The sequence below is a fragment of the Prevotella sp. khp7 genome (assembly GCF_900109055.1).
Classification (GTDB): Bacteria; Bacteroidota; Bacteroidia; order Bacteroidales; family Bacteroidaceae; genus Prevotella.
On the sequence record NZ_FOIV01000002.1, the window covers coordinates 184,347 to 198,079 of the forward strand.

Consider the following 13,733-nt stretch of genomic DNA (forward strand, 5'->3'; position numbering starts at 1 on the left):
CTAATTTAAACGTACGTTCTATTTTGCGGTGCAAAATTACAAAATTTCTTCGAAATGAGTACGATAACACATTGCTTTTAAGCAGATTTCACACCTGCTCGACTCAAAATTCCACTCATCGAATCATACAATCTTCCAAATTGCTAACTCCTCTTATCAGAATGTTATTCCCAACACTCCAACTCGCCTTCCAACTCAGGCAACTGACTGCGGTGGAACGCAGGTTCTTTAATGCCCTGTCGCTTCTGCTGGCGATAGTCGTCGAGCAGACGGAAGGCATAGCGACCCAGAAGCATGATAGCCACGAGGTTACAAGCCGTGAGGAAAGCCATAAAAAAGTCAACAATGTTCCAAACCAACTCGAAACTGGCCAATGCGCCAAACACAACCATCACGCCTGCCGAACAAATGCGATAGACGGTCATCACCTTCGTGTTGGGGGTGATAAAACGGATGTTTGCCTCGCCATAATAGTAGTTGCCGATGATGCTGGAGAAAGCAAAAAGAAAGATAGCGACAGCCACGAAGACTGGTCCGGCCGATCCAACCTCGCTCTGCAAAGCTGACTGCGTAAGGGCAATTCCATTGAGTTCTGGTGTCTGATAAAGCCCACTTATCAGGATGATAAAGGCCGTACACGAGCATACCAACAACGTATCGGTAAATACACCCAATGCCTGAATCAGTCCTTGCTTCACTGGATGACTCACAGCTGCCGTTGCTGCCACATTCGGCGCACTACCCTCGCCCGCCTCGTTCGAGAACAGTCCACGCTTTACACCATTCATGATCGTAGCACCGATACCGCCACCAGCTATCTGCTGGATGCCGAACGCATCACTCACAATTACCTTCAATACGTGTGGGATATGCTCGATGTTCATCACGATAATCACCAATGCCAGCACCACATAGCCAATAGCCATCACAGGCACTAACACCGCACTGACATGGGCAATACGCTGAATACCGCCAAACACGATGAATAAGCCTAAGGCAGCCAACATTGCTCCCACCCAAACGGGCGACCAGCCGAAGGCCTCCTGCATGGCACCACAGATGGTGTTGGCCTGAATAGAGTTATTCGAGAGTCCGAACTGCAGCGTGATGAGCACCGCAAACGTAATGGCAAGCCAACGCTGATGCAGGCCTTGCTGGATATAATAGGCTGGTCCGCCAATAAACGAATCCTTATGTTTCTGTTTGAATAGCTGCGCCAATGTAGATTCGACGAAAGCCGTTGCCGAACCTATCAACGCTATCACCCACATCCAGAACACCGCTCCCGGGCCTCCGATGGCGATGGCCGAAGCCACACCAGCCAAGTTACCTGTGCCCACGCGGGTGGCCACACTCACTGCAAAAGCCTGGAACGAGGAGATGTGTTTACGTTTGCCCTCGGCAGCGTTCTCCGTAATCTGTTCGCCAACGGTATCAACCGCCGAATCTGTGAGCAGACGAATCATCTCGCCCACCATACGGAACTGTACAAAGCGTGTCTTCACCGTAAACCACACGCCACAACCCACCAGCGCAGCTATCAGCACATAGCCCCACACGGCATCGTTTATCGTAGTAATCAGCTCATTCATAAATCATCTTTTCCATCACAAAGGTTCGGATATCTTAGAAATCAAAGTCAATACTGAGTTGACCGTCGCCTAAGAGGTTATAGCTCTTGCGGTGATAGGGGGTAATGCCGTATTGGCGGATGGCTTCGCGATGTTTCTTCGTGGGATAGCCTTTGTTGGAGAGCCAGTCATATTGGGGATATTCCTCTGCCAACTGGTTCATATAATCGTCACGATAGGTCTTGGCAAGAATCGATGCTGCTGCGATGGCGAGGTATTTGCCATCACCTTTGACAATGGTGGTAGAGGGCAGCGTCTTTCCTTCTGCCGGGTCTTTATAGGGTTTGAAGCGATTACCATCGATGATAATAGCCTCAGGGCGAACCTTCAACTGGTCGAGGGCTCGATGCATGGCAAGAATCGAAGCGTTGAGAATGTTTATCTTATCGATCTCCTCTGGGGTGACGATGCCTACAGCCCATGCTACAGCATCCTTCTCGATGATTTCACGAAGCTGATAACGGCGCTTCTCGGTAAGTTGCTTGGAGTCGTTGAGAAGTTCGTTTTGATAGCCATCAGGCAGAATGACAGCAGCTGCATAGACGCTACCAGCCAGACAGCCACGCCCAGCTTCATCACAACCTGCTTCAATCTTGCCTTCGTAGTAATGACTCGCCAACATCTTGTCAGAACATTTGCGAAACACGACGGATACCTGCTACAAGGGCATCAATCTCTTCTTTCGTATTATATAGTGCAAACGAGGCTCTCACAGTACCAGAGATTCCAAGTCTGTCCATCAAGGGCTGGGCACAATGATGACCTGTTCGAACTGCAATGCCCAGACGGTCAAGCAAGGTTCCCATATCCAAGTGGTGGATATCGCCTACGTTGAAACTCACCACAGCATCCTTCAACGATGTATCCTTCGGGCCATAAATATGCATGTCAGGAATTGTCAAGAGTTGTTCCATGCAATATTTTGTGAGTTGCTGTTCATGTGCCTGAATAGCTTCGAAGCCAATGGAATCGATATATTCGATGGCTTTAGCGAGTCCGTGGGTAGCCACATAATCGGGGGTGCCAGCCTCGAACTTAAAGGGCAAGCGCTCGAAAGTCGTCTTCTCCCAAGTCACCTTATCAATCATCTCGCCACCACCCTGATAGGGAGGCAGTTTTTCGAGCCATTCTTCCTTGCCATAGAGCACGCCTATGCCCGTAGGACCATACATCTTATGTCCGCTGAAAGCAAAAAAGTCGCAATCCATCGCCTGCACATCCACCTTGAAGTGGGGTGCGCTCTGGGCGCCATCCACTAATACGGGGATATCGTGAGCGTGGGCTATCTTGATGATCTGCTCGACAGGATTAACAGTTCCCAATACATTGCTGACATGGACCACACTGATCATCTTGGTTTTCTCTGTAATAAGTGCTTCCAACTGATCGAGGCAGAGCAATCCGTCATCCATAATAGGAACATGCTTCACAACAATACCCCGTTTCATCGCCTGAAGCTGCCAGCTGACGATGTTGGAATGGTGCTCCATATCAGTCACAATCACCTCGTCGCCAGTCTGCATCTGCGATTCACAGAACGACTGAGCCACCAAGTTAATCGCCTCTGTGGTACCACGGGTAAAAACAATCTCCTCTATCTTGCGGGCATTGATAAATCTGCGGACCTTTTCACGGGCCGCCTCGTGCAGATCGGTAGCCTGTTGCGAAAGATAGTGAACACCACGATGCACGTTGGCATTTACATTGAGGTATTCATCCCTCATGGCGTCGAGCACCATGAGCGGCTTCTGCGTGGTTGCTGCATTATCGAGATAAACCAGCGGCTTCTTATAGACCTCGCGACCCAGGATGGGGAAATCCTCACGTACCTTATTTATATCGTACATATTACTTACACAATTTACAACCAGAGCATTTGTTGAGTTCGCCACGGAATCGCTTTTCTACCAAGTAGTGAAGGCGATCGCGGAGAGGTTCGAGCTGCATGTGGTCGATAACCTCGTTGATGAAGGCATTCTGCAACAGGAGTTTAGCCTCATTGAGCGAGATGCCTCGCTGACGCATATAGAAGAGGGCGGCATCGTTAAGCTGTCCAACGGTTGAGCCATGGGCACACTTCACGTCGTCGGCATAAATCTCGAGCATGGGCTGGGTGTACATACGCGCCTCTTTGGTTGCCGTCAGATTCTGATTGGTCATCTGCGAGATAGTCTTCTGAGCCCCATGCTCTACCAACACACGGCCAGCAAAGGCACCAACAGCCTTATCGTCGAGCACATATTTATAAAGTTCGTTCGAAGTGCAGTGCGGCACTTGATGGGTAATCAGCGTGTTGTTATCCACGTGCTGCTGCTTATCGGCTATCACACAACCATAGCACTGACACTCAGCCCCCTCGCCAGAGAAAGTGAGGTCGAGCTTGTTACGCGTAATACCGTTATGCAGCGTAATTACATTGTGGTTCACACGGCTGTTAGCCTGCTGGTCGATATAGACATTGCTTACACGCACATTCTTATGGTGTGTCTCCTCCATGCAGTAGAGGTCTAACGACGCATTCTCGCCCACATAAGCCTCAATGACCTGAGTAGCCAGGAAGTTACGATCGTCGGCAGCATGGTCGCAGAAGAGCATCTTGATCTCTGCGTTCTCTTCGAGCACAATAAGCACACGTCGGTTCACCATCAGATCAGGCACCTGACGCTGGGCATTCTGGGGTGTTGCCTTGGCCGATGGCCGAGCCACCTCAGGCTCGGAAGAGCTGATGCGAGCATCGCTCTTCACTCGCAAGGTCGGTGCCTTCAGGATATTGATTACCTGAATGGCACGATCAACCTTAACATTTTTGGGCACGTAAACCAGTAGTCCGTCCTGTGCCAGCATGGTGTTGAGCGCTGTGACAGCATCCTCACTGGTCTTAGCCTGCTTGGTGTAGTATTTGCTCACCAACTCAGGATAATCTCTCAACGAGCCGATAATCACACCCTCAGGCAGATGTCCCTTTGGTTTTTCATCGTGATAGAACATGTCGTTCACCACGAAGTAGAGGCTGGTAGAGAGGTTGGGCACATCGCAATGGAAAGCCTCATAAGGATCGACGGGAATCTGGAGACGGCTGAGGTTCACACCATAGTCAGGCTCGAAGAGCTTCTGCATATCGGTGTACTTATAGCGCTCCACCTTACGTGAGGGAAAGCCCAGAGTCTTGAAATTCTCAAAGGCCTCATCACGCACGGCATTCATCGCCTCTGGTGCATGCGAGAAAATCATCTCACGTGCCTGCTGGTACAACTCTATATATTGTTGTTCTGAGTTCATTCTTCTCCTATTTCTTCCTTAATCCAATCGTAACCATGCTCTTGAATCTGCTTGGCCAGTTCTGGGCCGCCAGTCTTCACGATACGCCCCTTGTACAGCACATGTACAAACTGAGGCTTGATCATCTCAAGCAAGCGATCGTAATGGGTGATGACGATGCATGAAGTCTCTGGTGTCTGCAGTTTATTCACTCCTTCGGCCACGATACGCATAGCATCGACGTCAAGACCAGAGTCGGTCTCATCGAGAATGCTCAGCTTTGGCTCAAGCATAGCCATCTGGAAGATTTCGTTGCGCTTCTTCTCACCACCACTAAAGCCCTCGTTTACAGAACGGTTAGCCAGTTTGGAATCAAGTTCAACAATCTTACGCTTCTCACGCTGAAGCTTCAGGAACTCAGCGGCGTTCATGGGTTCCAGACCCTGATACTTACGTTTCTCATTGATGGCTGCCTTCATGAAGTTAGTCATCGACACGCCAGGAATCTCAACAGGATACTGGAACGAGAGGAACAGCCCCTCATGAGCACGATCCTCTGGTTTCATCTCCAGCAGATTCTTGCCATTGAAGAAAGCCTCGCCTTCAGTCACCTCATAAAGCGGATTGCCCACGAGCACAGCACTCAAGGTCGATTTTCCAGAACCGTTAGGTCCCATGATGGCATGTGTCTCACCATCGTTGATCACAAGGTCAATACCTTTTAATATCTCTTTGTCGCCAATGCGAGCATGTAGATTTCTTACCTCAAGCATTTATTTACCTTTTTACTTTTTTATCTTTTTACCTTTACCCTACGGTTCCTTCAAGTGATACACTCAGCAGTTTCTGAGCCTCAACGGCAAACTCCATGGGGAGTTTCTGGAGCACTTCCTTTGCATAGCCGTTGACAATGAGTCCTACTGCCTGCTCGGTAGGGATACCACGCTGGTTACAATAGAAGAGCTGATCCTCAGAGATTTTCGAAGTCGTAGCCTCGTGCTCGAAGATAGCCGTGTCGTTATGCACATCCATATAAGGGAAGGTATGTGCACCACAATCAGAGCCCAGCAGCAACGAGTCGCACGAAGAGTAATTACGCGCATTATCAGCATTGCTGGTAGCACGCACCAATCCGCGATAAGAGTTCTGCGAATGGCCTGCCGAGATACCCTTAGAGATGATGGTACTCTTGGTGTTCTTACCAATATGAATCATCTTGGTACCCGTATCAGCCTCTTGATAGTTGTTGGTCACAGCCACACTATAGAACTCTGCCTGAGAATTATCGCCACGCAGGATGCACGACGGATATTTCCAAGTAATGGCGGAACCCGTTTCAACCTGAGTCCAGGAGAGTTTAGAGTCCACACCACGCAAATCGCCACGTTTAGTTACCAGATTCAGCACACCACCTTTACCGTTTTCATCGCCAGGATACCAGTTCTGAACGGTTGAGTACTTCACCTCAGCACGGTTCATCACGATAATCTCTACGATGGCCGCATGGAGCTGGTTCTCATCACGCATTGGCGCTGTACATCCTTCGAGATAAGATACGTAAGCATCGTCATCAGCGATAATCAATGTACGCTCGAACTGTCCCGTATTCCTTGCATTGATGCGGAAATAAGAACTAAGTTCCATGGGACAGCGAACACCTTTGGGGATATAGACAAACGAACCGTCGCTGAACACAGCACTATTCAAGGCTGCAAAGAAATTATCGCGATAAGGCACCACCGTACCTAAGTACTGGCGTACCAAATCACCATGTTCCTTGATGGCCTCACCTATCGAGCAGAAGATAACACCCTTCTCGCGGAGTTTCTCCTTAAAGGTGGTCTTCACCGAAACCGAGTCCATGATGGCATCGACAGCGGTATTACCACTCAGCGCTAAACGCTCTTCCAGAGGAATACCAAGTTTGTCGAACGTCTTTTCAAGTTCAGGGTCAATCTTTCCGTCGCCTTCAGGCTTCTTGGCCAAAGGATCGGCATAGTAGCTGATGGCCTGATAGTCAATAGGAGGCACATGCACATGTCCCCATTTGGGCTCCGTCTGCTCCTTCCAGTAGCGGAACGCCTTTAAGCGGAACTCGAGCATCCACTCAGGCTCCCCTTTCTTAGCAGAGATGAGCCGAACGATGTCCTCGTTCAGCCCCTTCTCTATAATCTCTGTATGTACGTCAGTGGTAAAACCGAATTCGTATTTCTGTTCTGCCACCTGACGGACAAACTCATTTTTCTTTTCTGACATTCTTACAGTTTCTGTTCTACCTCGATCTCAGTGAAGGTCTCGATGATATCACCCACCTGGATGTCGTTGAAGTTAACCAGTGAGATACCACACTCCAGTCCGGTTGCCACTTCCTTGGCATCGTCCTTATAACGCTTCAGGGCGTCGATAGGAGCGGTGTGGATCACGATACCATCGCGGATGACGCGAGCCTTATCCTTGTTATGTACCTTACCATCGGTAACAAGACCACCGGCAACTGTACCGACCTTGGATATCTTAAATACCTGCTTAACCTCGATCTCACCAGAGATAACCTCCTTCTTCACCTTGTCAAGCATACCCTGCATGGTCTGCTTCACATCGTCGATAGCATCGTAGATGATAGAGTAGGTATTGATTTCAACACCCTCACGATCAGCGGCACGACGGGCATCGGCAGAAGGACGAACCTGGAATCCGATGATGATAGCCTCAGATGCTGATGCCAGCATGACATCATTCTCAGAAATCTGACCTACGGCCTTGTTGATCACATTTACCTGAACCTTCTCGGTAGAGAGCTTGATGAACGAATCGCTCAGTGCCTCAATAGATCCGTCGGTATCACCCTTCACGATGATGTTCAACTCGTGGAACTCACCCAAGGCAATACGGTGTGACAACTCGTCGAGACCCAGTTTGGTGGTTGTACGCAAGCTCTGCTCACGCTGCAACTGGATACGCTTGTTAGCGATATCACGAGCTTCCTGTTCCGACTCCATCACATGGAAAGAGTCACCAGCGGTAGGCGCACCATTCAGACCCAGGATAATAGCAGGCTCAGCAGGTCCGGCCTCATTGATGCGCTGGTTACGCTCGTTGAACATAGCCTTCACCTTACCCCAGGCAGTACCTGCGATGACAACATCGCCGACCTTCAGTGTACCATTAGACACAAGCACTGTTGACACATAGCCACGGCCTTTATCAAGTGAACTCTCGATGATGCTACCAGTGGCCTTACGGTTAGGATTAGCCTTCAGGTCGAGCATCTCGGCCTCGAGCAGCACTTTTTCAAGCAACTCGTCGACACCAATACCCTTCTTGGCACTGATCTCCTGACACTGGTACTTACCACCCCACTCCTCAACGAGCAGGTTCATGTTGGCCAGGTCTTCACGAATCTTATCTGGGTTAGCACCTGGTTTATCAATCTTATTGATGGCGAACACCATTGGAACATTAGCAGCCTGAGCATGAGCAATAGCCTCCTTGGTAGTAGGCATTACTGAGTCATCAGCCGCAACGATGATAATGGCGATATCAGTTACCTGAGCACCACGGGCACGCATGGCAGTGAAAGCCTCGTGACCAGGCGTGTCGAGGAATGTAATCTGACGGCCATCCTTCAGTTTCACGTTATAGGCACCGATGTGCTGGGTGATACCACCAGCCTCACCGGCAATCACGTTGGTGTTACGGATGTGGTCGAGCAGAGATGTCTTACCATGGTCAACGTGTCCCATCACTGTTACGATTGGAGCGCGACTGATCAGATCGTTCTCATCGTCCTCCTCCTCAGTAATGGCGTTCTGCACTTCGGCTGATACATATTCTGTGGTGAATCCGAACTCCTCGGCAACGATATTGATAGTCTCAGCATCCAGGCGCTGGTTGATAGACACCATGATACCGATGCTCATACATGTACCGATAACCTGGTTGACGCCAACATTCATCATCGTAGCGAGCTCTGAAACAGTCACGAACTCTGTCAGCTTGAGTATCTTGCTCTCTGCAGCCTGTGACTCCATCTCCTCCTGCATACGCTCGGCGACGGCATCACGCTTCTCACGACGGTATTTAGCACCTTTCTTATTCTGATTCTTAGATGTAAGACGGGCCAGTGTCTCCTTTACCTGACGGGCTACAGCCTCATCATCCACCTCCAACTGCTTCACTGGGCGGTTCTTCTTATTCTTCTTACCACCCTGCTGGTTGCCGTTATCCTGGAAGTTCTGGTTGCCTCCCTTATTCTTATTCTTCTTGTTCTGGTTATTCTGACCCTTATCCTGATTGGCAGCAGCCTCGATATCCACACGTTCCTTACCGCCACGGATGCGCTCACGCTTCTTCTTCTCGCCATTAACGCCACCGTGCATCTGGGCCTGTTTCTCCTCACGCTCCTTACGGCGCTCCTCCTTTGACTTCTTCTTAGGACGAGTGCTCTGGTTCAGAGAATCGAGGTCAATCTTACCAACCACATTCAGGTTAGGCACAGATTTCTGTTCAGTCCTCAACTTAAAGACATTATTATCATCAGCAGCCTGCTCCGTCTGAACGGGAGTCTCCTTTGGAGCTTCCTTTACTACAGGAGCAATAGGCTCCGGCTTCACCTCTTTGACAGGCTCTACCTTAGGCTCCTCGGGCTTCTTCTCCACTACGGGCTCTGGCTCCTTTTCTTCCTTCACCACAGCTACGGGTTCGGCCTTCGGCGTCTTGTCCTCCTGGGGCTTGGGCTTACCAATGCTGTCCAGGTCAATCTTTCCTAGAGGAGTGAAAGTCTGGCGGCGCTCTTCCTTCGGCTCTGATACAGACTCCGATCTTGCGTCCTTCTTAGGCTTCTTCTCCTTCTTTGGGAACATCATGCCAGCCTGGGTCTTAACGTCTTTGTCGCCCTTGAATTCCCTAACGAGCGCATTATACTGCTCGTCGGTAATCTTAGTATTGACATTAGCGTCGTCTTTGATTTCACCCAAGTCTCTCTTATTCTTCAGAAAGTCTACTGCCGTCTGAAGACCGATGTTCAATTCTGTTAATACTTTATTTAATCTGACTCCCATTCTTAACCTTTTTATTTTTTCCTCTTTTCTTTTTACTCAAACTCAGCACGAAGAACATCCAACAGATGATCTACCGTCTCCTCCTCAAGGTCAGCCTTTTCAATCAGCATCTCACGTGGAGCATTGAGAACAGCCTTGGCTGTATCCAGACCAATAGCCTTGATAGCGTCGATTACCCACTGGTCGATCTCATCAGAGAACTCATCCAGATAGATATCCTCGTCGGCCTCGTTTTCACTAACAACGCGGAATACGTCGATGGTATACTCTGTCAGCATAGAAGCCAGCTTGATGTTCATACCACCACGACCGATGGCCAGAGAAACCTCCTCGGGCTGCAGATAAACCTCTGCCTTACGGTTCTCCTGATCAAGAACGATGCTTGAAACCTTAGCAGGACTCAACGCACGCTGGATATAGAGCTGTACATTGCTTGAGTAGTTGATTACGTCGATATTCTCATTGCAGAGTTCACGAACGATACCGTGCACACGGCTACCCTTCACACCAACACAAGCTCCAACAGGGTCGATACGCTCGTCATAGCTCTCAACGGCCACCTTGGCACGATCGCCTGGCATACGGGCCACCTTCTTGATGGTAATCAGACCGTCGTTGATCTCAGGCACCTCGGCCTCGAGCAGACGCTCCAGGAATACAGGACTGGTACGAGAAAGGATGATGCGAGGGTTATTATTCTCGTTCTGCACTTCCTTCACAATGGCACGAACGGTTTCACCTTTGTGGTAGTTGTCAGAAGGAATCTGCTCCTGCTTAGGCAGGTGGAGTTCGTTACCCTCGTCGTCCATCAGCAGCACCTCGCGCTTCCAGATCTGGTAAACCTCACCGCTAACAATGGTATTCACCTTATCCTTATACTTCTGATAGAGAGAGTCATGCTCCAGCTCAAGAATCTTAGAAGCCAAAGTCTGACGCAGATTCAGGATGGCACGGCGGCCGAACTTAGCGAACTCAACCTCCTCAGAGACCTCCTCGCCAACCTCGTAGTCGGGTTCGATCTTCTGAGCCTCGCTCAGTGCAATCTCCTTATTCTCGTCCTGCACATCACCATCAGCCACAACCACACGGTTACGATGAATCTCAAAGTCGCCCTTGTCGGGGTTCACAATCACATCAAAGTTCTCATCCGAACCAAACATCTTAGCGATCACATTACGGAAGCTCTCCTCCAGAACGCTCACCAACGTGGTACGGTCGATGTTCTTTGTCTCTTTGAATTCCTGAAAGGTCTCAATCATTGAGGGGCCTTTCTCTTCTTTCTTAATTGCCATTGTCTTATTCTTTATTTTTATTCATTAGCTTACTTAAATGCCAACAGATACTTGGCATACTTGATTTGATCCATCGAGAATGTCTTATCCACATCCACCAGCACGGGGCGCTTCTTTCCTTCCTGTTTCTGCTTTTCGCGAACAGTCAACACGAAATCGCGTCCTTCAACCGACTTCAGGACACCCTGTATCTTCTTACCATCGAGTCCAAGGACCTCCAATGTATCACCAATATGATTCTGGTACTGCTGAGCCACCTTGAACGGTTGTCCAAGTCCAGCGCTGCCAACCTCCAGCTCATACTCTCCGAGCTCCTCGCCCAGACGCTCCTGAAGGAATCGGCTCAATTCCGCACAATCTTCAATCCACACACCGTCTGCATGGTCAATCTCAATGACGATTCTGTCATTGGCCACAAAATTAATGTCTACCAGGAAATAGTCGTTGCCCTGCAACCACTCTTCCGTCAATGCTTGAATAGTTTCCTTATTTATCATCTAATACATATTAATATCGAAAATGAGAGACTCTTTCGAGCCTCTCATTCCGCTGAACGGGTGCAAAGGTAAGCATTTTCCCGCTAACTACCAAATATTTAGCTGTTTTTTTACGCAATATAGCTGAATATTTCTAATTCCTTCTGTTTCAGAGAGATATTTCCAAATGGTTTCTTGTCGATTCTGATGACTGAAGAAGTATCCTTGCCCTTCTTGGGAGTCAGCAATTTTTGATACTCCTCAGGCGACTTCAGCAGCCTTTCGGCCTCTTTCAGCTGGCGATCGAAATTAAGTCCGGCCTCGATAGCGCCCGACTGATAATAGTAGGCAGCGATAATGTCCGCTTCAAGAATATGCATCAGCACCGTCTTATATTTCTCCAAATCAACAGCCACGTCATGGTTCAACTTCGATTCGAGCGTATCGAATGCCTGCTTGGCATCGTCATAATACCCTTCAAACTTAGCCGTCTTCACCAGTTCGGCAAACTGTTTCTTGCTCACGGGGTCGTAGGTGAATCCGCTCTTAATGACACGTGCCTTGAACTCCTGCCAGTCAGCATCAGTCAGGTGGAACTCCGACGCAGAAGCGATTACAGGATGTTTGGCGATATAATCTACCACATAGTCGAACATCACCTCCGTAGAGTCCTGACCACTGGCCGAGAGATAGAAGGCGATGTTGGGAATCGTATCGGCCTTCACCTCAACATCCGGTTTAATACCACCGCCATCACGCACCTCACGACCGCGACGGGTATAGAACACCTTTGTCAACGAATCGGGTATATGCTCACGATAGCCGCTTCCGTCGTGCTTATAGTTTATAGCCTGAATACAACGCCCGCTGGGGATGTAGTATTTCGAGGTCGTCACCTTCATATTTGTATTGTAAGGCAAGTCAATAGGAACCTGCACCAATCCCTTTCCATACGTGCGCGTACCTAGTATTATACCTCTGTCCAGATCCTGAATGGCACCACTGGTAATCTCGCTGGCACTGGCCGTCTCACCATTCACAAGCACCACCAGCGGCATCACCGTGTCGACAGGTTCCACTGTGGTCTTATATTCCTTGTTCGCCTGTCTCACCTTACCGCGATTTGCCACCACCGTGATTCCTTTCTGCAGCCACAGGTTCAGGATGTCGACAGCCTCCTGCTCTGAGCCGCCGCCATTACCGCGAAGGTCAAGAATCAGCGAAGTCGCCCCCCTCTTCTTCAGATCCACGAAAGCACGACGCATTTCCTTGGCGCATCCTTCCGTAAACTGGTTCAGGTTGATGTAGCCGATATTACCGTCCCTCATACCATAGTACGGCATCTCAGGCAGTTTGATGTTCCTGCGGGTAATCTTGAAACTCATCAGTTTGCCTGTCGACGGACGCATCACCTTCAGCAGGAAGCTCGTGCCAGGCTCACCACGCAGATGATCACTCACATAGCCCACCTGCTTATCCGTCATCATCGAGTCGTCGATGCTCAGAATCACGTCACCCTTCTTCAGCCCAGCCTCAGCTGCCGGCATATTAGCATAGGGTTCATCAATCACCACGCGATCCAGTTTCTGGTGCTTTCTGATAAGAGCGCCGATACCGGCATACTTACCCGTGAGCATCATTCTCAGGTCCTTCGTCTCGTCCTGAGCATAATATTCCGTATAAGGATCCAGCCTGCGAAGCATAGCCGTGATACCCGTACCGATGGTTTCCTTCGGGTTCAGGGTGTCCACATAGAGCAGCTCCAGGTTCTTATACACGTGATTAAAGATATCGAGATGCTTCGCCACCTCAAAGTTGTGGTCGTTCGTTTTCTGAGCCTGTGCCGTCATCGAAACAACCATCATCATCAGAACGGGTATGATATGTCTTCTCATAACTTCCTTAAGTTGATAAATACAGCTGCAAAATTACATGATTATCTCAAGAAAACGTTCTTTTTCCCTCCTTTTTTGCAAAAAATTTAAGTTTCTATGAATTTTTTCGCTTAAAAGTTTG

Annotated in this window: 10 protein-coding genes; all 10 read right to left on the reverse strand. The window is 49.3% G+C overall.

Annotation, left to right across the window (positions count from 1 at the left end):
* Positions 1–164 precede the first annotated feature (164 nt).
* Positions 165–1,592 carry an alanine/glycine:cation symporter family protein gene (locus tag BMX82_RS04510; RefSeq protein ID WP_091766476.1) on the reverse strand — a complete coding sequence of 476 codons (1,428 nt, stop codon included), beginning with the start codon at positions 1,590–1,592 and terminating at the stop codon, positions 165–167.
* Positions 1,593–1,626: 34 nt separating this feature from the next.
* Positions 1,627–2,253, reverse strand: coding sequence for a ribonuclease HII (locus BMX82_RS04515; RefSeq protein ID WP_036910592.1), 627 nt, complete (start codon positions 2,251–2,253; stop codon positions 1,627–1,629).
* A 4-nt stretch (positions 2,254–2,257) separates the two neighbouring features.
* Positions 2,258–3,478: an aminotransferase class V-fold PLP-dependent enzyme gene (locus BMX82_RS04520; protein WP_091766479.1), complete on the reverse strand. Its 1,221-nt coding sequence runs from the start codon at positions 3,476–3,478 to the stop codon at positions 2,258–2,260.
* A gap of 1 nt (position 3,479) precedes the next feature.
* Entirely contained in the window at positions 3,480–4,910 is a 1,431-nt protein-coding gene (gene sufD / locus BMX82_RS04525; RefSeq protein ID WP_036910596.1) for a Fe-S cluster assembly protein SufD, read from the reverse strand.
* Positions 4,907–5,662: a Fe-S cluster assembly ATPase SufC gene (sufC, locus tag BMX82_RS04530; RefSeq protein WP_036910598.1), complete on the reverse strand. Its 756-nt coding sequence runs from the start codon at positions 5,660–5,662 to the stop codon at positions 4,907–4,909. Before sufC ends, sufD begins: the two co-directional genes overlap by 4 nt.
* A 34-nt stretch (positions 5,663–5,696) precedes the next feature.
* Positions 5,697–7,145 carry a Fe-S cluster assembly protein SufB gene (sufB, locus tag BMX82_RS04535; protein ID WP_036910600.1) on the reverse strand — a complete coding sequence of 483 codons (1,449 nt, stop codon included), beginning with the start codon at positions 7,143–7,145 and terminating at the stop codon, positions 5,697–5,699.
* A 2-nt stretch (positions 7,146–7,147) separates the two neighbouring features.
* Entirely contained in the window at positions 7,148–9,949 is a 2,802-nt protein-coding gene (gene infB / locus BMX82_RS04540) for a translation initiation factor IF-2 (RefSeq protein WP_036910602.1), read from the reverse strand.
* A 32-nt stretch (positions 9,950–9,981) separates the two neighbouring features.
* A complete protein-coding gene (nusA, locus tag BMX82_RS04545; protein ID WP_036910605.1) occupies positions 9,982–11,241 on the reverse strand; it encodes a transcription termination factor NusA in 1,260 nt (419 codons plus the stop codon).
* A 29-nt stretch (positions 11,242–11,270) separates the two neighbouring features.
* Positions 11,271–11,738 (reverse strand): ribosome assembly cofactor RimP, encoded by a 468-nt coding sequence (rimP, locus tag BMX82_RS04550; RefSeq protein WP_036910608.1) that lies wholly within the window; start codon positions 11,736–11,738, stop codon positions 11,271–11,273.
* A 110-nt stretch (positions 11,739–11,848) separates the two neighbouring features.
* Positions 11,849–13,612 (reverse strand): S41 family peptidase, encoded by a 1,764-nt coding sequence (locus BMX82_RS04555; protein ID WP_036910610.1) that lies wholly within the window; start codon positions 13,610–13,612, stop codon positions 11,849–11,851.
* Positions 13,613–13,733: the final 121 nt, after the last annotated feature.